This is a genomic window from Congzhengia sp. (assembly GCF_037235575.1).
Lineage (GTDB): Bacteria > Bacillota > Clostridia > UBA1381 > UBA9506 > Congzhengia > Congzhengia minquanensis.
Window position 1 is genome coordinate 24,211 of sequence record NZ_JAXUNN010000014.1, and the last position, 21,808, is coordinate 46,018.

At 50.0% G+C, this 21,808-nt stretch carries 19 protein-coding genes; 2 read left to right on the forward strand and 17 right to left on the reverse strand.

The window, feature by feature from the left end; all coding sequences use genetic code 11:
* Positions 1-20 precede the first annotated feature (20 nt).
* The 17 genes from glyA to WIG73_RS02700 form a co-directional block, all read right to left on the reverse strand.
* Positions 21-1,271, reverse strand: coding sequence for a serine hydroxymethyltransferase (glyA, locus tag WIG73_RS02620; RefSeq protein ID WP_337399173.1), 1,251 nt, complete (start codon positions 1,269-1,271; stop codon positions 21-23).
* 66 nt (positions 1,272-1,337) lie between these two features.
* Positions 1,338-1,823: a hypothetical protein gene (locus WIG73_RS02625; RefSeq protein WP_249313152.1), complete on the reverse strand. Its 486-nt coding sequence runs from the start codon at positions 1,821-1,823 to the stop codon at positions 1,338-1,340.
* Between the two features lie 71 nt (positions 1,824-1,894).
* Complete coding sequence (locus tag WIG73_RS02630) at positions 1,895-2,647, reverse strand: 16S rRNA (uracil(1498)-N(3))-methyltransferase (protein ID WP_337399174.1); 753 nt, start codon at positions 2,645-2,647, stop codon at positions 1,895-1,897.
* 39 nt (positions 2,648-2,686) lie between these two features.
* On the reverse strand, positions 2,687-3,442 hold the full coding sequence (locus WIG73_RS02635) for an HAD family phosphatase (protein ID WP_337399175.1): 756 nt from the start codon (positions 3,440-3,442) through the stop codon (positions 2,687-2,689).
* A gap of 3 nt (positions 3,443-3,445) precedes the next feature.
* The gene (locus WIG73_RS02640) at positions 3,446-4,636 is read right to left on the reverse strand and encodes an LL-diaminopimelate aminotransferase (protein WP_337399176.1); all 1,191 of its coding nucleotides are present in this window, start codon (positions 4,634-4,636) and stop codon (positions 3,446-3,448) included.
* 32 nt (positions 4,637-4,668) lie between these two features.
* The gene (gene dapF, locus WIG73_RS02645; protein WP_337399177.1) at positions 4,669-5,517 is read right to left on the reverse strand and encodes a diaminopimelate epimerase; all 849 of its coding nucleotides are present in this window, start codon (positions 5,515-5,517) and stop codon (positions 4,669-4,671) included.
* Entirely contained in the window at positions 5,514-6,113 is a 600-nt protein-coding gene (locus WIG73_RS02650) for an ANTAR domain-containing protein (RefSeq protein ID WP_177677896.1), read from the reverse strand. Before WIG73_RS02650 ends, dapF begins: the two co-directional genes overlap by 4 nt.
* A 35-nt stretch (positions 6,114-6,148) precedes the next feature.
* Positions 6,149-7,414, reverse strand: coding sequence for a glutamine synthetase family protein (locus WIG73_RS02655; protein ID WP_337399178.1), 1,266 nt, complete (start codon positions 7,412-7,414; stop codon positions 6,149-6,151).
* Complete coding sequence (locus WIG73_RS02660; RefSeq protein WP_337399179.1) at positions 7,414-9,762, reverse strand: family 78 glycoside hydrolase catalytic domain; 2,349 nt, start codon at positions 9,760-9,762, stop codon at positions 7,414-7,416. Before WIG73_RS02660 ends, WIG73_RS02655 begins: the two co-directional genes overlap by 1 nt.
* A 53-nt stretch (positions 9,763-9,815) precedes the next feature.
* Entirely contained in the window at positions 9,816-11,516 is a 1,701-nt protein-coding gene (locus tag WIG73_RS02665) for a heparinase II/III family protein (protein WP_337399180.1), read from the reverse strand.
* 159 nt (positions 11,517-11,675) lie between these two features.
* Positions 11,676-12,398, reverse strand: a complete 723-nt coding sequence (locus WIG73_RS02670) for a glutamate synthase (protein WP_337399181.1) — start codon at positions 12,396-12,398, stop codon at positions 11,676-11,678.
* Positions 12,395-13,627, reverse strand: coding sequence for an FAD-dependent oxidoreductase (locus WIG73_RS02675; protein ID WP_337399182.1), 1,233 nt, complete (start codon positions 13,625-13,627; stop codon positions 12,395-12,397). Before WIG73_RS02675 ends, WIG73_RS02670 begins: the two co-directional genes overlap by 4 nt.
* Before the next feature lie 3 nt (positions 13,628-13,630).
* A complete protein-coding gene (locus WIG73_RS02680) occupies positions 13,631-14,068 on the reverse strand; it encodes a 4Fe-4S dicluster domain-containing protein (protein WP_177678938.1) in 438 nt (145 codons plus the stop codon).
* Between the two features lie 24 nt (positions 14,069-14,092).
* The gene (locus tag WIG73_RS02685) at positions 14,093-15,598 is read right to left on the reverse strand and encodes a glutamate synthase-related protein (RefSeq protein ID WP_249313189.1); all 1,506 of its coding nucleotides are present in this window, start codon (positions 15,596-15,598) and stop codon (positions 14,093-14,095) included.
* Positions 15,588-16,688: a glutamine amidotransferase family protein gene (locus tag WIG73_RS02690; protein WP_177678934.1), complete on the reverse strand. Its 1,101-nt coding sequence runs from the start codon at positions 16,686-16,688 to the stop codon at positions 15,588-15,590. Before WIG73_RS02690 ends, WIG73_RS02685 begins: the two co-directional genes overlap by 11 nt.
* Positions 16,689-16,829: 141 nt before the next feature.
* A complete protein-coding gene (locus tag WIG73_RS02695; RefSeq protein WP_177678932.1) occupies positions 16,830-17,057 on the reverse strand; it encodes a helix-turn-helix transcriptional regulator in 228 nt (75 codons plus the stop codon).
* 74 nt (positions 17,058-17,131) lie between these two features.
* Complete coding sequence (locus WIG73_RS02700) at positions 17,132-17,374, reverse strand: helix-turn-helix transcriptional regulator (RefSeq protein WP_249313192.1); 243 nt, start codon at positions 17,372-17,374, stop codon at positions 17,132-17,134.
* 386 nt (positions 17,375-17,760) lie between these two features.
* Between WIG73_RS02700 and WIG73_RS02705 the strand changes: the two genes are divergently transcribed.
* Together WIG73_RS02705 and amt are read left to right on the forward strand one after the other, a co-directional pair.
* Entirely contained in the window at positions 17,761-19,860 is a 2,100-nt protein-coding gene (locus WIG73_RS02705) for a glutamine synthetase III (protein ID WP_177678928.1), read from the forward strand.
* 130 nt (positions 19,861-19,990) lie between these two features.
* Positions 19,991-21,751, forward strand: a complete 1,761-nt coding sequence (amt, locus tag WIG73_RS02710) for an ammonium transporter (RefSeq protein WP_337399183.1) — start codon at positions 19,991-19,993, stop codon at positions 21,749-21,751.
* The last annotated feature ends 57 nt before the right edge of the window (positions 21,752-21,808 follow it).

Consider the following 21,808-nt stretch of genomic DNA (forward strand, 5'->3'; position numbering starts at 1 on the left):
GCCGGGGTAATTTTTATGAATTATAAATTGCCGCCGCGGTAAAGCGGATATTTTGCGCAAAGTGCTTCTACGCGCTTTGCAACGGCTTCTTTGGAATTTTCAAAATCGGAAATGAGCATATGAATCAGCGTGCCGATTTCCACCATGTCTTCCTCTTTCATGCCGCGGGAGGTAACCGCCGGCGTGCCGATGCGAATGCCGCTGGTGATGAACGGGCTTTTTGTTTCAAACGGAATGGTGTTTTTGTTCACCGTAATGCGCACCTCGTCCAGCCGTTTTTCCGCTTCTTTTCCTGTTACGTCAAAGTTCGTTAAATCTACCAGCATCAGGTGGTTTTCCGTGCCGCCGGAAACTAAGCGAAAGCCCTGCTTGGTTAAAGTGTCGGCCAAAACAGCCGCGTTTTTCACAATCTGATTCTGATAAGCCTTAAACTCGTCTGTTAACGCTTCTTTAAAGCATACGGCCTTAGATGCGATAACGTGCATCAGCGGGCCGCCCTGAATTCCGGGGAAAATGGCCTTGTCAATCATCTTCGCATATTCCTCGCGGCAGAGGATTAGTCCGCCCCTGGGGCCGCGAAGGGTTTTGTGGGTGGTGGTGGTTACAAAGTCGGCATAGGGCACCGGGTTGGGGTGCAGCCCTGCCGCAACCAAGCCAGCAATGTGAGCCATGTCCACCAAAAGATATGCGCCCACCTCTTTTGCAATTTGAGCAAAGCGCTCAAAATCAATGATTCTGGGATATGCGCTTGCGCCTGCAATAATCATTTTCGGCTTGCATTCCTTTGCAAGCTTTAAAATTTCGTCATAGTCAATTTTCTCGTCCTTTTCGCTTACGCCGTAGGGAACGATGTTAAAATATTTACCGGAAATATTCACCGGGCTGCCGTGGGACAAATGTCCCCCGTGAGAAAGGTTCATGGAAAGCACGGTGTCGCCGGGTTCAAGGGCAGCAAAAAACACGGCCAAATTGGCACTTGCGCCGGAGTGGGCCTGCACGTTTGCGTGCTCTGCGCCAAACAGCTCTTTTGCGCGCTCTCTTGCCAGTTCCTCGGCTTTGTCAACAACTTCGCAGCCACCGTAGTAGCGTTTGCCGGGATAGCCTTCCGCATATTTATTGGTGAGCGGCGAGCCCATGGCGGACATCACCGCCTCGGAAACGCAGTTTTCCGAAGCAATCAGTTCAATGTTCCTGTTCTGCCGTTCCAGCTCTTCTGAGATGACGCCGGCAATTTCAGGGTCGGTGTTTTTTATGTAGTCGAAACCAAACATTTTTTATAAAACCTCTTTTCAGTTATGTAGTAAAACGGCGGCAATGCCGCCCGAAAGCCAAGCGGCTTATTTTTTCTTTTTCTTCTTTTTACCCTTAGAAGCGTGCTGAATTTTCTTCTTTTCCACCGGCGCTTCGGGGTGGGTTTTTAAAATAACCGCTGTTACAATGGACAGCACAATGAAATATACCGCCATTAAAATGAAAACGGAAACAACGGCGACCTTCATTGTGAAAGCCGGAACGAGCTTTGTAACAAACCCAAACCGCGGCGCATAGGTAACCAGTGCGGCAATGAACATGCCGAAAAAGATTGCGCTGTAGTTTTTAATTTTCGGAAATTTTGTTTTGCCCAGCACAAAAAACACAATTGCCGCCACAGCGGAAATGATGCCGATAATCCCCACGGTGTAAGCCGTTTGAATTGCGTAGCCCGCGCTGATAAAATTGTAGACGTAGAGCATAATGAGCGCCCCGCAGAGCAAAATTCCAAAGTTTAAAATCAGCCTGTTGGATAGTTTTTCCCGTTCTTCCCTTGTCATAACTTTTGTCATTTGTCCCCAATACCTTTCTGCCCATAGATATTTAACGCGCCCGGCGCGGGCAAAGCCGGGGGTTTCAATTGTTAACTGAGTTCGCCAAATGCATACATCACGGCGGTGAGCACGGCACAGCCGGCAGTTTCGGTGCGCAAAATCCGTTTTCCAAGCGTTACAGCAGGAATTCCCGCCGCGGAAAATGACGCAATCTCCTCCGATTCAAACCCGCCTTCAGGGCCGATGAAAAAGCCCAGGCTTTTTGGTTTTCCATTGCCGGAAGCGGCCTCTAAAACAGATTTTAGCGGCATGTCCCGCTCATTTTCATAGGCCGCAAATGTAACGTCCAGCGCGCCGGCCATTAAAATGGCCTCAGGAAGCGGAACAACGCCTGTTACCTCAGGAATTACGCCTCTGCCGCACTGTTTTACAGACTCTGCCGCAATTTTGCGCCAGCGGGCAAGCTTTTTTTCCTCCGCCTTTGCATCCCGCACAGCCGCCACACAGCGGTGGGCGGATACGGGCACAATGCGGCCAATTCCCAGCTCAGTGCACTTTTCAATGATGAAATCCATCTTCCCCTGCTTGGGCAACGCCTGAAACAGGGTAACGGCAAGCTCCGGCTCTGCCAGACAGGGGTGCGCTTCGCTGATGTTCAGCTCCACCCGGTCTTTATAAAGGTCTGTAATAACAGCGGAGAAGTCTGTTCCCTGGCCGTCGCACAGGGTGAGCGCGTCGCCCGCTGATAGTCTTAAAACCTTAGCAATGTGGGCCGCGTCGCTGCCGGAGATAACGGTGTGCCCATTTATAATTGAGTTTTTTTCTATAAAAAATTTCGGCATTTTTCCGCCTTTCTAAGCAAAAAACGCTTATTCATTATATCATTTTGCGTCCGGTTTGTCAAGAGAAGACGCACCGGCTTTGCCGCCGGCAAAAAACGCGTGCAGAGCGGCGCAGTCTGAAAAAAACGCGTCGGAGCGTGCGCGGATTTGTGTTTCGTCCTGAGCAGAATTCCGGTCTGCCACGGCAACGACTGCAATGTTTGCAGCATTTGCCGCCTCCACGCCGGCCAGGGAGTCTTCCACCACCAAACAATCGTCCGGGGATACGCCGAGGGCGGACAAAATCAGCTCATGCACCTGAGGCGAGGGCTTTAGCTCTGTTACATCGTCCCGGGTGTAAATGCGCGAAAACAGCGTGCCAAAGTTTGCCTTGCTTTTGATGTTTTCATTCCACTGCATATACTTTTCCACATTGGCCCGGGAGGTGGTGCTGGCAAGCACCAGGGTTCGCCCCTGCGCCTTTAAATAAGACAGCAGTTCCGCCGCGCCGGGCTTTAACTTCACGGTATTTTTCAAATAGCCGTCTGCTATTTCATACCGCAGTTTGTGAATGTCTTCCGCTGACAGGCCTGATCCGCAAAGTGCACCCAAACTGGCACAGTAAGCTACATAGGGGGCTTTTTCTCCGCGGAACCGGGTTAAAAGCTCGTCACGCCGCGTTTGAATAACGGTTTCTTCTTCAGGATGGCCGCCCAACTGCAAAATCAGCCTGCGGTCCACCTCGTTCCACATGCCGACCGAGTCTATCAGTGTGCCATCTAAATCGAAAATGATTACCTTTTTATCTTTCAGCATTGCTTACTTTTTATAAATATCCGCGTTTTCTAATCGGCGCATAGCTTCTTTCGTCTGCTCCGGGTCGCCGAAAGCCGTGAGCCGGAAGAACCCTTCGCCATTTTCGCCAAAGCCCGCCCCCGGCGTGCCGTTGATGGAAAGCTTGGTGAGCAGATAGTCGAAAAAGTCCCACGACTTCATGCCCTCCGGGCACTTAAGCCAGATGTAGGGCGAGTTTTCGCCGCCGGTGTAGAAAATGCCCAGCTTTTTCATGGTTGCTACAATTACTTTGGCGTTTTCCATATAACCGTCAATGTTTTCCTGAATTTGCTTTCTGCCCTCGGGGGAGAACACCGCCTCGGCACCACGCTGAACGATATAGTTCACGCCGTTAAACTTGGTGGTTTGGCGGCGCAGCCACATTTTGTTTAAGGAAAGACCGTCTGACTCCAGCTCCAGAGGAACAACGGTGTAACCGCAGCGCGTTCCCGTAAAGCCTGCCGTTTTCGAGAACGAGCAGAATTCAATGGCACATTTTTTCGCGCCCTCAATTTCAAAAATACTGCGGGGAAGGGAGCTGTCCTGCACAAAGGCTTCATAGGCTGCGTCGAACAGAATTACAGCGTGGTTTTCAATTGCATAGTTCACCCACGCCTTCAGCTGTTCTTTGGTATAAACCGCGCCGGTGGGGTTGTTGGGCGAGCACAGGTAAATAAGGCCGGCTTTCACCGCTTCGTCCGGCATGGGCAAAAAGCCGTTTTCTTCATTGGCGTTCATGTAAACAATGTTTCTTCCGTCCATGATGTTCGTGTCCACATACACTGGATACACCGGGTCGGGAACCAGTACGGTGTTGTCTTTGTCGAACAAATCTAAAATGTTGCCCACGTCGCTTTTTGCGCCGTCGCTGACAAAAATTTCGTCTAATTCCAGGCTTACGCCTTTTTCTTTATAATAATTTAAAATGGCTTCTTTTAAAAAGCCATAACCCTGCTCTGGGCCATATCCGCGGAAGCTTTCTGCCTTGCCCATTTCGTCGCAGGCCTTTTTCATGGCGTTTACCACGGCGGGGCAAAGGGGGCGGGTTACGTCGCCAATGCCAAGCTTAATGATGGGAAGCGATGGATTGGTTTTTTGAAAATCTGCCACTTTTTTTCCGATGGTGGAAAACAGATAGCTCTGTTGTAAATTTTTGTAATTGGTGTTTAAGTTCATATGTTGCATCTCCTCCAAAGTATGTTGTATGTTTATACCTCAACCTCGCCGCAAAATGCATAGGCGGCAGGGCCGGTCATGTAAACCGCGTCGTCTGTGTAGCAAATGGTTAAATCGCCGCCGCGGAGCTTTACCAAAATGTCTGCACCCTTTTCGCACAGTCCATTTTCACAGGCGGCTACCGCCGCCGCACAGGCACCTGTGCCGCAGGCCCAGGTTTCGCCGCTGCCGCGTTCCCACACGCGCATTGTAAGTTCGTTTTTGCCCGTTAACCGAACAAATTCGGTGTTCACCCGCTCCGGGAACAGGGGGTCGTTTTCAAACCCGGGGCCAATTTTTTCAAGGTCTAAGCCATAGGGGTCGTCTGTAAAAATTACGTTGTGTGGATTGCCCATGGAAACACAGGTGATTTTGTGCACCTCGCCGCCCACTGTTGTTTCAAAGCCCACAATTTTGTCGCCGGTGAGCGTTACGGGGATTTTCTCCGGCGCAAGCTCGGCTTTGCCCATGTTCACGCGCACCGCCGCCACTTCGCCGTTTTTTACGGAAAGGGTCAGGCGCTTTGTTCCGCTTTTCGTTTCCACCAAGATGGTGGTTTTAGAAACAAGCCCGTGGTCGAACAAAAATTTTCCCACACAGCGAATGGCGTTGCCGCACATGTTCCCCTCCGAGCCGTCGGCATTAAACATGCGCATTTTTGCATCAGCTTTTTCAGGCTCATCCGGCGGCAAAATCAGCACAATGCCGTCGCCGCCCACAGAAAAGTGCCGGTCTGAAAGCCGAATTGCAAGCTCCTCGGGGTTTTCAATTTCTGTTTCAAAACAGTTAAAATAAATATAGTCGTTTCCAATGCCGTGCATTTTTGTAAAATGAAGTTTCATTTATCGATTCCTTTCTTTAAAGGGTCTGTGCCTCCGTAGGTGGCGAGTACCGCCCGGGCGACCTTTTCTTTTGTTACACGCATGTCCATGGCGTGGCGCTTTAAATAGCTGTAGGCCTGGTCTTCTGACAAAGACAGCCGTTCCATGAGCACGCATTTTGCCCGGTCAATAATGCGGATTTCCTCAATCCGCTTTTGCAGCTGGACGTTTTCGTTCTTTAGCCCCAAAAGACGGCTGCGCGAGGCCTCTAACAGCTTCACCGCCTGATAGAAAAACGGTTTGTGAAAGGGCTTTTCCAGCACAAAAATCCCAAAATCCTCCACCCGTTCTAAAATGGAGTCTGCCAAATCGGATTTTACTAAAAGCATAACGCCGGAGACGGTAGAGTCTGCACAGTAAAGCGCAAAGTCGTGACCAAACTCGTCTGACAGCGGCGTGTTGATGATTACCAAATCGTAGTCGGCGTCAATCACCATGCGCCTTGCCTCGCTGCCGCTTGATGCAAAATCAAGGGTTTCACAGTCGCCCGAGGAAACCAGGTCTTTTAAGTAATCCTGGTTTTTGGGGGCGCTGTTGGCAATTAAAATGCTGTTCACGTTTCACTCTCCTTTTAAGGCAATTTCGGCCGCGATCAAACGGTTAAAAAGTAGGCGTTTTGGCAAAAAGCCTCCGCTGATTCCGCCGCCTGCATTGTTTCAAACTCTTTTATTTTGCAGGCTGTGTAAAAATCTACAAGCTGACGCGGCAAAACCGTGCTGATAAACGGGGAGTCTGCTGCGGCCTGCGCCGCGTCTTTTAAGGAAAGGGGCAGGCGTTCGCTGTTGCCAATGGCCTCTTGCGTTTCAGCAGGAGGGCAGAGGGGAAGACTGCGGGCAATGCCGTCTAACCCGGCGCTTAGAATCAGGCACAGGGCCCAATAGGGGTTTGAAGCCGCGTCCGGCGAGCGCAGGTTTATTGTTGTGCCGCCGGGCGTTTTCTTCACCCGGAGCAGGCTGGTCAAATTTTTGTAAGACCAGGAAACATCGTTCGGCGCGCCGGTTCCGAGCCGTTCATAGGAGTTGGTGAGGGGGTTTAAAAACACGGTTATTTCCGCGGCGTGGCTCAGCACACCGGCAATAAAGCTTTCGCTTACCGCGTTTGCACCGCCCTTTTCCAGCGATATGTTAACATGCAGGCCGCTTGCGGCCTCATTTTTTAAGGGAAGGGGCAGAAACGAGGCAAACAGCCCGTTTGAAGCCGCCATGGTTTTCACCACCGACTTAAAAGTGATGAAATTATCCGCCGCCAAAAGGGGCGGCGCGCTGTTAAAGTGAATTTCGTTCTGGCCCGGCCCCTTTTCGTGGTGGGAGGCCGAGGGGGAAATGCCCATTTTTTCTAAAGTGAGGCAAATATCACGACGCACGTTTTCGCCCTTGTCTAGTGGCGCCACGTCCAGATAGCCTGCGTGGTCGAACGGAATGCTGGTGGGGCGGCCTGCGTCGTCCCGCTCAAACAGGTAAAACTCGCACTCTGTGCCGATTTGCGCCGTAAGCCCCTTTTTTTTCAGCTTTTGTTCTGTTTGCCGCAGCAGGTTTCGCCCGTCCCCTAAAAAGGGCGTACCGTCGGAGCAGCGAATGTCGCAGAACAGCCGCACAACCCGCCCGTGGGACGGCCGCCAGGGCAGCACTTTTAACGTGGCGGGGTCGGGGAACAGGGAAAGGTCCGTATCCATAAAATCCATCATTCCCAAAAGGCGGGAGGCATCGAACGATATACCCGTTCGAAATGCCCGGGAAAGCTCACCAGGCATGATGGAAATGTTTTTCATGTTTCCAAAAATGTCGCAGAACGCCAAACGGATAAACTTCACGTCGTTTTCCGATACAAACTGCAGCACCTCTGATTGTGTATAGTCCATTATTCCACATCCTTTACGATGGTATAGGTTCCGCCTTCCAAATCGCAGCACGTACCGCCGCGCAAAAATGAATATCCTTTTGGCAGAACAATTTGGCCGTGAATGGTTTCCGGCGCGGTAACGCTGAGCACAATGGTGTTTATAGCGCCGCCTGCGTCAGTGTTTCGAATTTTGTTTACAAAGTCGTCTACGTTCCGGTCTGCACGTTTCCAGCCCACAGAAATTTTTCCGTCGGGTGCGGTAAACTCGGCTTTGGCAAACGCAAGTCCGTCCACAAATGAGGGACAAACGTCCGCCCGGCGCACGTCGTCTGCATTGGGATTAAAGCGCAGTCCGGCCAAAGATTTTACAAACCAGCTGGCAATATCGCCCAAAAAATGGTGGTTTAAGGAAGGTATGTGTGCCGTTTCACCCTCTTGAAAGCTCAAATCCTTTTCAAAATTCTCGTATAACGTAGTAGCACCATCCTTTACCCATTGACCGTAACCAGGGTAAGTGTCATTTGTAATCATGGCGTATGCTAGTTCGCTTTCTCCCAGAGCGGACAGCACGTGGAATAGATAGCGGAGCCCGATCATGCCGGAGCTTAAGTGATCATTTTTCTCATGAATCATATCTAAAAGCACTTGCTTTGCCTGGGGAATCTCTTCGTCCTTAAACAGCCCCAGTGCTAAAAACAGCGCCTGAGAGGTCTGGCAGTTTCCGGCCGCGGTGCAGGTTTTAGGATCCATTAAATTGATGCGGAGGGCATTTAAAAGGTTTTCCGCAATGTGTGCCGCAAATCGCGCCTGGGGGAGAAGTCCCACTTGCTCAAACAGGAAAGATGCCTTGTTTGCCATATCGAATACGATAGCACTATCGGTAAGTTCTAGGGGCGCATCTGCCGAGTTAGTGGCGGCAGTGCCATCCTCCATGGGCTGGAGCCAGTCGCCAAGACCAATGGCCAAGAGCCCCCGTTCGTCAAACTGGGTCGTGGCGTAGTGAAGATAGCGCATAATCATGGAGGCGTTGTCGATTATAATCTTTTTATCGCCGGTGTATTGATACGTGTAGTAGGGCAGGTTCACAATAACCGAATCCCACGCGGGGCCGTTGCCCCATTCAAAGCCCCAGCCGCCAGTGGGCACTATGCCGGGAACTGCGCCGTCCTCTCTTTGGCAGGCACGGATGTTTGCCAGCCATTCTGCAAAGCTTTTTTCTGCGCCCAGCCACTGGAGCATGTGCTCGGCAGACATGGAAGCGTCTCCCGTCCAGCCGTTTTTTTCCCGATGGGGGCAGTCTGTGGGAAAGTAGTAAAAGTTTGCAAGGTCTGAGCGGTGGGCCATTTCATATAATTTGTTCACGGTGCTGTCAGAGCAGGAGAAGCTGCCCCGCACCGGAAGGTCTGAGTGCATTTCAAGATAGGTCAGCGCATCCTTTGTGGCCTGATCTTCCGATAGGCCCTCCACAAACACATACTGAAACCCGTGGTAGGTAAAGCTCGGCACAAACTCGGCCTCGCCGCCGCGACAGATGTAAACGTCTTTTTGGTTATATTTTTGATAAATATCCCAGCTTTCGGGGCGGACAAAGGAAATATTTTCTAGATAGGGCTTTTTGTCCATCAATATTTCCACATGCGTCATGGTGATTTTTTGACCCGGCCTGCCGTTTATCTTCAAGCGGCACACACCGGCGGTGTTCACCCCAAAATCGTAAATATATCCGCCGGTACACTTGAAAATGTTCACCGGTTTTATTTCGGCAGACACCGCGATGGGCTCGGCCTCGCAAAGCTTGGGCGTGCCTCTGGGAGCGTCAGCGGATTGGGCGGGCTGCCAGGAAGAGTCGTCAAACCCCGGTTCGCTCCAGCCGGGAAGCTCTAAATTTGCGTCGTACCAGCACCCCATGCGCAGGTCGTCGAAAGTGATGGGGGAGGGATGTGTAACAAAGGTTTCGTCTGCTGAGAAAAGCTCCTGGCCGTTTGCTGTTAAGGTCATGGCGAACTTAACGCTGCTGCGCCAGCTTGCTTTTTCAAAATCCCAAATAAAGCCGCCAAATGCGTTATGCATGCCATTGCCCAGCATTACGCCAATCACATTTTCTCCCTCGGTAAGATAATCTGCTACGTCGTAGCAGTCAAAATAGCAAAGGTCGTCCGGCGCGCTGATATAGGGTGCCAGCGGCCCCTTGGTAATGTTTTTGCCATTCACAAACAGCTCATAAAATCCCAGACCGCAAATGGTAATTTTAGCCCACCGGGGTGTATTGTCCAGCGTAAAGCGTTTGCGGAACAGTGGTGCGTTTACGTGGTGGTCGAAGGTACACATTTGGTCGTTCGCCTTGATAAAATTCATTGACAGGTTCATTATGTTCAGTCACCTTTCCGCCCATGTTTTGGGCTGTGTTGTCTGCCGTCCCATTAAAAAGAGCCGGCCGATTTTTCTATAATAAATGTGACAGAGCTGCCAGGCGTCTGCCGTCCTAACCGAAAATCGATGAGATAAGCCGTTTCTTCCGGCTTCATGTCCATTTTACAAATGCTGAGCCGAGGGGTAAACACCTCTTTTGACACGTACACCTCGGCCTTTGCACCGCAGACGATGGTGAAGTCTGCAATTTTTACTACGCCGCCCCCCAGCATTTTCGGCTCAATGCGGGTGACAAACCGTTCGGTGAAATCGTTGATTTCGCCGGATAGGGTGTCGGTTACAATCAGCGCTGCGTCGCTTATGGTAAAGCTCCGCTGGAAGGAGTTTAAGCCCGGCGCGCTGTAGGCTTTGGAAAGCTCTAACCGAAAGCCCGCCTCCGTGTGGGACAGCACCTTCGCACTGTAAGCTTCCCCTGCCGGCTGAGGCTTCCCGTCAATCATGGGCACGCTGTGCCCTCGGGAAGAGGCGCAAAGGTCATTTTCGCGCTTTTCGCCGAAATAGCCGTTATAATATTCCGGCCAGCCTAAATCGTCTAAAATAAAATTGCCGCCGGAAAACAAAACAAAGCTGCCTAAGTCGCAATGGTTGTGCGGCTCGGCATTGCTGCCGCCCTTTGCGGCAAAATAAAGCCGATGCTTTTTGTTGATATACCAGCCAGAGTCCTCTAAAAAATAACAGCTTCTGTCATAGGTTCCTTCCGTTTCTAATTTTTCGTCATACCAGAAAAAGTTGCGGATTAGTGCGCAGAAGTGGTGGCGAATGTCGTCACCGAACACCGCCTCATATTTTGCGTCGGGCACGGTTACCGAAGAAAATTTCTTCTTTAAATAATGCAAAAGCCCAATATCGAATCTTAAATTGTGGGGCGCGTCAGCAAAGGGCAGAACAAAGTCTGCCGTAATGTGGGCCTTTTGGGCAAATTCCGCCATGCGCCGCACCTTTTCGCCGGAAAGCAGGTTTAGCCGCCCGTTGGTATATTCACAAATTAATTCCGCGCTGTAAACGAAAAAACCAAACCCATATTGCCAGTAGAGCGGACCCTCTAAGCAGCCGCCGTCATTTTCATAGCTGTCTTCAAAGGTCTGAAGCGAGGCAAGCACCCGGTTTTCAATGGTGTTCCACACGTCGCTTAACCCCAGATAAATCACGGCACAGGCAATGGAGCCTGCGCACACGGCAGACCAGTTGTTTTTCGGCCAGGTTATGTCGGTTTTCACATAAGGCGCAATTACCCTGCGCTGAATTTCAGAAACGGCACGTGTTCGTACAAAGGGGGCAATTCGGTCTCCCAGCAAATAGAGAATTTCGCTCAGCGCGAACGCAGTTTCCGTGGAAAACAAATCCAGGTTTTCCGCGGCTTCTTTTGGCGTTTTGTCCTTAGCAATATGAGCGGGGAACGACCACGAGAACTCGTCTAAAACTGCCCAGACGGCATCCTCCAGCGCAGAAATCCACTTGCTGTCGGCCTCATAAAGGCTCATAACTGCAAACACGTTTAAGCGTTTGCGGTGCTCAATATAAAGCGCTTCATATTCCGTTCTGCTGCCCGTTTCGTGAAACAGGCGGAATTTTGAATAGGGCAGACAGCCGGCGGTTGTGTTGATTAGCTCCTCCGCCGTCTTTTTTACGGGCGCAATCAATTTTTTTGTGTGCCTGCTTGCCGGCAGCTTTGTCTGAAACTGGTTATACATTGGCGTTTGTCCCTCCCGCGCTTTTGCCGCGTCATAAATTTTTCCTTTTTATTATATCAAATATATTTCATTATACCAAATCCTGCACCTGTTTTCAATGCTGTTTTCAAAAATTTGCGCGAAAAAAAGGCCGGCAAACCTGCCGGCCCGTTGACACATTTAATTTTTGGTATACATCTGTTGATACGGATTTTTCGAGTCCGGCGTGAGCACAAAAAAGTCGGACGAGATAATGGCTTCAAAATCCTCGCCGAATAGGGCGCAAAACTCGGCAATGTCGGCCTCAATTTCTTTTAAGTCCGCCTTAGTGGCTTTCACAGCGCAAACCTGCTTCGGCAAGTTTTTCGGCGGTGTGTTTCCCCTTAAAAACATTTTGCCGCCGTGCATGCCCGTTCCGCAGAAATTTTTCACCGGAGCGCCGCCGTCTGCGCCCAGGCCCAGAACAATAATCCTTCCGCCGGCCTGATATTCGCCCAAAAAGCTCCCCGCCGTTCCGCCTATTACGATTACGGGGATTTTTTCGTGGTATTCCTTCATGTGAATTCCGGCCCGGTAGCCCGTGTTGCCGCGGACAAATATTTTGCCGCCCCGCATGGCATAGCCTGTCGCGTCTCCCGAGGAACCGTGGATGACAATTTTGCCGTCGTTCATGGTGTCGCCCGTGGCTTCCTGGGCGTTGCCAAACACCGTAATTTCCCCGCCGTTTAAATATGCTCCCAGGGCGTTTCCCGGTGTTCCGTGAAGTTCAATTTGCTTTTGCTCCAGGCCGCTTGCGATATACCGCTGGCCAATGCAGTTGTTAATTATAATTTTTTGTTCACTTGCCTGGCGCACCTTTTGGTTCAGGTCAGAAAAATGCATGGAATTTGCTTCAATCATCATGACTTGGCACCTCCTAAAATAACGTCGCGCTTTTGTCTGGAAAAGGCCATCAGACCGGGACTGCGGCGAATTAAATCAAAATCAATGGTATCTAAAGGCGTTTGGTTTCGGATGAGGGAAGTGTAGATGCCCGAACGTGTCACGTCGCCGATAATGATAAAACCTTTTAAAAGTCCGTCCTTCACCACCAGTTTTTTATAGGCATTTTCCGATTTTTCAACGTACGCCATGCCGTCGTAAGAGCCGGCAGTGACTAAGTGAAGACCAAAAAAGCCGGCAGCGTTAATGGGAATTGCGTTGTCATAAACTGCTTGGCCTAAGGCCATGTTGACACCGGCGCAATGTCCCTGCATGTAGGCGTTGGGCAGCAAAGCCAAAATTTTATTCTGTCCGGTGGTGAGATCGCGGCTTACGGTGCAGTCCCCGGCAGCAAAAATGTTTGTAAATTCTGTTTGCTGACGATTGTTGGTCACAATGCCGCGCTTTGCGTCTGCTCCCAAATTGCATATCAGTGAAGTGTTTGGCCGCACGCCAACAGCCACTACCAAAACGTCAAACTCAATTTCCCTGCCGCTTTTCAAAAACGCCTTTTTTTCCTCAAACCGCGATGCACTATCGGCCAAAACAAAGTTTATACCGTGGTTTTCCATTTGTCTTTGCACAATGGCGGCTGCATCTTCGTCTAACACGTTGGGCAGAATCCGGTCTGCCAAATCCACCACGGTTATTTTGCCTGCCAAACCGGCAATGCCTTCGGCACATTTTAGCCCAATCAGTCCGGCGCCTAAAATTAAAACGCGTGATTTTGGCTTAAGCGCCTGTTCTAATGCTTCTGCATCGGACAGGGACATAAAGGTGAATTTATTTTGCACTGTGCTCAGACCGTCGATGGGAGGAACGGCGGGGGAGGAACCTGTGGCAATCAGCAGCCTGTCGTAGGAAAGTTTTCTGCCGTCTGACAGCGTGACGGTTTGTTCCTTTTCGTCAATTTTTTCACATTCCGTTCCGAAAAAAACCGTGCACCCGTTATCTTCATAAAATGAGTCCGGACGGTATTTCATTTTTTTCTTGGTGGTCTGGCCGCACAACAAATAGCTGATAAGCGGACGCGAATAGGTGTGATGGGACTCGTTTGAAACAATAGTGATGTCCCCGTCTTTATCCACATTTCTGATTCCCTCCACGGCGCCAATTGCTGCTGCGGAATTTCCAATGATTACATAACGCATATTTTAGCCCTCCTCCCGTTCTTCAAATACAATTGCGCGGTTCGGACAGCCGGCCACGCACGCCGGCTCCCCGTTAGTTGTTTGCGCGCACAATTCGCACTTTTGCACTGCTGTACCCTCGCCTGGCACAATTGCCCCATAGGGACAGCTTAAAATGCAGGTAAAGCACCCCACACACTTGCCGCTGTCGATGGAAATGAGTCCGTTGCGTTGCGTGAGCGCACCGGTGATGCAGGCTTTCACGCACAGGGGGTCTTCACAGTGACGGCACGAAACTGCAAAGCAAATGCCGTCGGCTTCTTCTATCTGAATTCTTGGATGAATTTTTACACCTTTTAACGCCCTTGCCATGTCTTGACTGCCGGAGTTTGCAAAAGCGCAGTTATATTCGCAAAGATGACAGCCCAAACACCAGTCTTCGTTTACATAAACCCGTTTCATCGTTTAAAACCCTGCCTTTCTTTTTTATTCTCCAGCATGTTTAATCCCCAAAATTGCAAGTTCTTTTTCGGTAAGCCCCACACCCCGGAGCATGAGCCGGTTGCCCCGCAGGGCTTCGATGGAGTTAATGCCCATGCCGCCCATCATTTCTTTTATCTCATGTGTCCAAGCATTTACCAGATTTACCAGCCGGTTTTTGCCGATTTCAGGGTTTAACCGTTTCACCAAATCAGGCCGCTGGGTGGCAATGCCCCAGTTGCACCTGCCCCCCTGGCATGACCTGCATAAATGGCACCCTAAGGCCAAAAGAGCCGCTGTGCCGATATATACCGCGTCGGCACCTAAGGCAATTGCTTTCACCATGTCTGCGCTGGAGTGGATGCTGCCGCCCACAACGATTGACACGTTGTCGCGGATGCCCTCCTGGCGGAGCCGCTCATCTACGCTGGCCAAAGCCAGCTCAATGGGAATGCCTACGTTGTCGCGGATTCGGGTGGGCGCCGCGCCTGTGCCGCCGCGAAACCCGTCGATGGCAATAATGTCCGCGCCGCTTCTTGCAACACCGCTGGCAATGGCCGCCACGTTGTGCACCGCCGCAATTTTCACAATTACGGGCTTTTGATAGTTGGTGGCCTCTTTTAAAGAAAACACCAGCTGCCTAAGATCTTCAATGGAATAGATGTCGTGGTGGGGAGCGGGGGAAATGGCGTCGCTACCCTCTGGAATCATGCGGGTTTTCGCAACGTCGCCCACAATTTTTTCGCCGGGTAGATGACCGCCGATGCCCGGCTTTGCGCCCTGGCCCATTTTAATTTCAATTGCCGCGCCGGCGGAGAGAAAATCCTTGTGTACGCCAAACCGGCCCGACGCCACCTGAACAATGGTGTTTGCGCCATATTCATAAAAATCTTCATGGAGGCCGCCCTCGCCGGTGTTGTAATAAATGCCCAGCTCTTTGGCTGCCAACGCCAAGCTCTTGTGAGCGTTATAGCTAATGGAACCGTAAGACATGGCGGAAAACATTACCGGGGTGGAAAGCGTGAGGGATGGGGTGCGGTTGTCAACAATGTCACCGTTTTCGTCCCGTTCAATGCGGCTTGGTTTTGCGCCCAGGGTAACTTTGGTTTCCATCGGTTCCCGCAAAGGGTCTATGGAGGGGTTCGTCACCTGGGACGCATTGATGAGAATTTTATTAAAATAAACAGGAAAATCTTTGGGATTGCCCATGGAGGAGAGTAAAACGCCGCCGCTTTCGGCCTGTTTATATATTTCAGTAATGGCGTTGCTGTCCCAGTTTCCGTTTTCCCGGAAGGTGTGGTCGGTCTTCACAATTTTCAGTGCCCGGGTTGGGCAGAGCGAAACGCACCGGTGGCAATTGACACATTTTGCACTGTCGGAGAGCACGATGCCTGCTTCTTCATCAAACGTATGCGCTTCGTTGGCGCATTGGCGCTGACACACCCGGCAAGCAATGCATTTGTTTGTGTCGCGTATGATTTCATATTCAGGATAGAGAAAATTAATTGGCATTGGGTTCACCTCCGTTTAACGTTACAATTACAGGCTCGCCGCCTGCGGGGGACCAGATTTTGTCCAGTTCAGGCGCAATAATCCGAATTGCCGCCTCCTCGCTGGCAACGTAGACAATGTCACCGCGTTCTGCAGCCACCATCGACCGCAGCTTCAGCCGGTCGTTCAGCGCCATCATACCGCCCTCAAAGCCCAAAAGAATGGAAAACGGACCGGTGATGAGCAGGCCGGGAAAAGTTTCCCGCAGGTATGTCAGCCGTTTTTTATCCTTTTCCGGCATCTGATCAATGGTGGACCAAAACGGCGCGGCTATGACCTCTGCGGTTTCTTTTAAAGAGAGGCCCTTGCGCCTGTTTAAGAAATCTATCATATAGGTGATAACCTCGGTGTCGGTGAGCAGGCAGCACTTGTAGCCGAACATTTCAATATAGCGGCGATTCGCGTCGTAGGACGAAATTTCGCCGTTGTGGACAATGGAATAGTCCAGCATGGCAAAGGGATGGGCACCGCCCCACCAGCCTGGGGTGTTGGTTGGGTAGCGGCCGTGAGCCGTCCAGCAGTAACCCTCATATTCCTCTAAGCGGTAAAATGCGCCCACGTCTTCGGGAAAGCCCACCGCCTTAAACACTCCCATGTTCTTTCCGCTGGAAAACACATAGGCACCAGAAATGTGGGTGTTGATTTTCATTACGCTCCGCGCCACAAACTCGCGTTCTTCTAGCTGACTGTCGGCAAGTTTTGTTGGAAGCGGCGTTACAAAATAGCGCCAGATGAGGGGTTCGTCGGTGATGGACGCAACCTTTCTGGTGGGAATTTTTGAAAGGTTTACCACGTCGAAATGCAAATCCAAAAACTTTTCACATGCTGTTTTTGCTTCCAAACTGTCATAAAAAATGTGAAACGCATATAAATCGCGGTATTCGGGATAAATGCCATAGCCGGCAAAGCCGCCGCCTAATCCGTTGGAGCGGTCGTGCATTACGGCGATGGATTTTATGATGTCGTCCCCCGCCATACGTCTGCCATTCTTAGAAAATATGCCGGAGATGGCGCAGCCGGACGGAATGCGAACCTGGCCCTCTTTTACCATATGAAAAACCTCCTTTAAATTCAAAAAAAAATAGAGCACCACCGAAAAGCCAGACCTGTCTTTTCGGTGGAACTCCATTGTTCCGTTATTCCTATTATAAACAAAAAATGAAATTTTGTCAAGGAAAAATTTCAAAAAAATTTAAACTTCCATCAGTTCGTCAAAGGTAATGCCAAACACCTCTTTCAAACTTTTTAGCTCATCCGCCCGAACGTGTTTTTGACAAAGCTCAATCCGCGATAGGGTGTATGGGCTTATGTCGCAGCCCGAAAGCTGCAGTTTTTTTGCTAGCTGCTCTTGGGACAAATCCCGCATTTTGCGTAGCTTTTGAATGTTTTTTCCCAGCCTCATTTCATAATCTGTGCTCATGAAAGAAATTTCACCCTCTTTTAAGCATAAATAATGACCGGACAATTAAAAAATAAACGTCCGGCAGTTAGTTGTTATTTCACCTCCGGTTCCAAATCGGAGAAAACCGGATCGTCATAAAAGGACTTCAGTTCAATTTCCAGTCCGTCACAAATTTTTTTCAGCAGAACAGTGCCAACGTCCTTTCGCTCTTCATTAAATATGCTGTAAATGGTAGATGGAGAAACTGCGGACATTCTGGCAAGTGTAGTAATTTTAATTCTACGTTCATCGCATAAATCTTTAATGCGAATGACAATAGCCTGTTTAATCCCCATAACCGTAACCTCCCTTAGTCTAAATTTTACACAATTGTGCAGTTTAGCGTATACGTTTCCGCGTAATATTAAGAAATACTTAAAGATTCGATTACGAGTAATGAGTAAAAAAACAAGAATTTTGTCAATATTCATAGATTTATCGCATTGGTTACATCGTGTAGCTTTGGGAAAAGTAAATAGGTTTTGGCCTTTTTGAAACGCAAAAACTGTAAAAATTATAAAAATTCAAAAAAATGAAAAAAAGGGATTGACAAAAAAAAGCTTTCGGCGTATAATGACAACTGTAAACAGCAAAGGCGCTGCGAAACGTATCCCGTTTCCGCAGTGTCTTTTTTTGTTTTTACCGCATATGTTGAAATTGATGATATAGGGAGGAATTGAATATGGCAAACATACCGGAATTTTTCGGCTCGCTGGTTTTTAACGACCAGACCATGCGGCAGCGTCTGCCGAAGGATACATACAAGGCGCTGAAAAAAACCGTCCGCATGGGAAAACCCATTGACAAAAGCATTGCAAACGTTGTTGCGGCAACCATGAAGGACTGGGCGGTGGAGCACGGCGCAACCCACTACACCCACTGGTTCCAGCCCATGACGGGCATCACGGCGGAAAAGCACGACAGCTTTATTACCCCCATTGAAGACGGCAGCGTGATTTTGGAGTTTTCGGGCAAGGAGCTTGTTCAGGGTGAGCCCGATGCTTCGAGCTTCCCGTCTGGCGGACTTCGGGCAACCTTTGAGGCAAGGGGATACACCGCGTGGGACCCTACGTCATATGCATTCATTAAAGACGGTGCGCTGTGTATTCCTACCGCGTTTTACTCCTATGGCGGCGAGGCGCTGGACAAAAAAACGCCATTGCTTCGTTCTATGGAAGCGTTGAACATTCAGGCTCTTAGAATTTTAAAGCTGTTTGGCAAAACCAACGTAAAGCGCGTGTTCACTACTGTTGGGCCGGAACAGGAATATTTTTTGGTAGAGCGTTCCATGTTTGACAAACGGAAGGACTTAATTTTTACAGGCAGAACGTTGTTTGGCGCAATGCCCCCCAAGGGTCAGGAGATGGACGACCACTATTTCGGCACCATTAAGCCCAGGGTCAGCGCCTTTATGAAAGACTTAAACGAGGAGCTGTGGAAGCTGGGGGTTTTGGCAAAGACCGAGCACAACGAGGTTGCCCCTTCTCAGCATGAGCTGGCCCCCATTTTTACCACCACCAACATTGCGGCGGACCACAACCAGCTCACCATGGAGATTATGCAAAAGGTGGCCCAGCGTCACGGGCTGGCCTGCCTGCTGCACGAAAAGCCCTTTGCCGGCGTAAACGGCAGCGGTAAGCACAACAACTGGTCTATGAGCACCGACACCGGCATAAACTTGCTTGAACCCGGCGATTCTCCCATGGAAAATGCACAGTTTTTGCTGTTTTTATCTGCGGTTATCAAAGCAGTTGATGAATATCAGGATTTACTCAGAATTTCTGTTGCAACACCGGGCAATGACCACCGCTTAGGTGCAAACGAAGCGCCTCCGGCTATTGTGTCTATGTTCTTGGGCGAGGAATTAGAAGCGGTGTTAAAAGCCATTGTGAACGAGGACGAGGACTATGTTCACCACGGCAGAGAGGAATTTGAAGTGGGCGTTTCGGTGCTTCCGAAAATTTCGAAGGATGCAACCGACAGAAACCGCACGTCGCCCTTTGCATTCACGGGCAACAAGTTTGAGTTCCGCATGCTGGGCTCTGCAAGCTCCATTTCTGATGTAAACGTTGTGCTGAACACTATTGTGGCCGAAGCGCTGTGCCAGTTTGCCGATGCGCTGGAAAAAAGCCCCACTGTGGAGGAGGATTTACATTCCCTCATTCAGGCAACGGTGGAAAAGCACAAGCGCATTATCTTTAACGGCAACAGCTACAGCAAAGAGTGGGAGGAAGAGGCGGCAAGGCGCGGCCTTTATAACTTAAAGACTACCGCAGAGGCGCTGCCATATTTTGTTTCCGACAAAAACGTGGCGCTGTTTAACAAGCACCACATCTTCACCGAAGTGGAAATGGAGTCGCGGCTTGAGATTTTGCTAGAAAATTATAGCAAAACTATTAACATTGAGGCGCTGACTATGCTGGAAATGATTAAAAAGGACATTATTCCCGCAGTTTGTTCCTATATAAAAGATTTAACAGAAATTGCTACCATGAAGAAAGGCCTCTCAGCCGACATCAACGCAGATGTGGAAACAGAGCTCATCGCAAAGCTTTCGTCTCTTTCCGCTTGTCTTTATAAGAAGGCGGAGAAACTGCAGGCCGACATGGTTTCAGCCAGCGACTATGAAGATGATGCGCAAGCGCTGGCAAACTATTATAAAAACACCATTTTTGTAGATATGCAGGAAGCCCGGGCCGACGCAGATGAATTGGAAACCTTAGTTGGCGAACGGTATTGGCCCTATCCTACCTACGGCGAGCTTCTGTTCGGTGTAAAATAAGTGAAAATAAAATAAAATTTACCTGAGACACAACGGCGTGCCCGGGGAGAAACGGTTTTACGTTTTTCCCCACGGCGGGCCGTTGTTTTATTTTATAAATAAATTTAGCATAAAATGGGAGGAAGGAACTATGGACGTAAACAGCATTCTCACAAACGGGGAAATCACTTCCTTTATTGAAGGAGTTGTGGACAATGCCGCTTTCGGTATTTGGTTTTTAATCGGCGCGGCTCTGGTGTTCTTTATGCAGGCGGGCTTTGCCATGGTGGAGTCAGGCTTTACCAGGGCGAAAAACGCCGGGAACATCATTATGAAAAACCTGATGGATTTTTGCATTGGAACACCGTGCTTTGTATTCCTCGGGTTTTCCCTGATGATGGCAGAAGACTATGTTATGGGGATTTTCGGTGTGCCAAATTTGGGAATTTTTACCGACTTCGGGGGATTTTTAGAGGCAAATGCTTCAAGTTTTGTGTTTAATTTGGTGTTCTGCGCGACGGCGGCTACCATTGTTTCCGGCGCAATGGCAGAGCGCACAAAATTTGTTTCCTATTGTATCTATTCTGCGGTTATTTCGCTGGTGGTGTATCCCGTCGAAGCGGGCTGGATTTGGAATTCTCAGGGCTGGCTGGCGCAGATGGGCTTTCACGACTATGCAGGCTCCTGCGCAATTCACATGGTGGGCGGCATTGCAGCCTTCATTGGCGCAGCTATTTTAGGGCCTCGTCTTGGAAAATATACGAAAGACAAAAACGGCAAAGTGGTTAAGGTAAATGCAATTCCGGGCCACGCCATTACCATTGGCGCGCTGGGCTGTTTCATTCTGTGGTTTGGCTGGTATGGCTTTAACGGCGCGGCGGCAAAAAGCGTGTCTGAGCTGGGTTCCATTTTTCTCACCACAACCATTGCCCCGGCAGTTGCAACAGTTGTCTGTATGATTTTCACCTGGATTAAAAACGGCAAGCCAGACGTTTCCATGTGCTTAAACGCCTCGCTGGCAGGGCTGGTTGGAATTACGGCAGGGTGTGCGGCGTTAGACGCTGCAGGCTCGCTGATTGTTGGCGTGGTTTCTGGCATTTTGGTTGTGGTTGTGGTTGAATTATTAGACTTAAAGCTGCACATAGATGACCCAGTGGGCGCGGTGGGCGTGCACCTGGCAAACGGCATTTGGGGCACATTGGCGGTGGGCCTGCTGGCAAACCCCGATGCACCTGCGGGCTTAAACGGCCTTCTTTACACAGGCGATCCGCACCAGCTTTTTGTTCAGTTCATTGGAGTCGTAGCCGTTGCAGCATGGGCAGTGGTAACCATGCTCATTACCTTTACGGTAATTAAAAAGACCATTGGTCTGCGGGTAACACCGGAGGAAGAAATTATGGGACTGGATGCAACAGAGCACGGCCTGCCCAGTGCCTATGCAGACTTTGTGCCTGCGGTTGAAAAGCTGGACATTCCTACATTGGGTGCTGTTGGAGCTGTTCCCAAATCAAGGGCAATTGACGTGAAGGACGTTTCCACAAAGGCGCCCGAGGGCTCGGCAAAGCTTACAAAAATAACCATTATTGCCAAGCAGGGCAGGTTCGAGGCATTAAAAGAGGCGCTGAACCAAATCGGCGTAAACGGCATGACGGTAACCCAGGTCATGGGCTGCGGCGCGCAGAAGGGTAAGCCGGAATATTACCGCGGCGTTCCCATTGAAATGAATCTGCTGCCCAAAGTGCAGGTAGACGTGGTTGTAAGCAAAATTCCGGTTATAACTGTGGTTGAAGCGGCAAAAGACGCGCTTTACACCGGCCACATTGGCGACGGCAAAATTTTTGTTTACGACGTGGAGGATGCAATTAAAGTCCGCACTGGGGAAACAGGCTACGATGCGCTTCAGGACGATTAGAAAAGTTAAGATACTGTAAAAAAAGCACGGTTTTTCGAAAACCGTGCTTTTTATCTG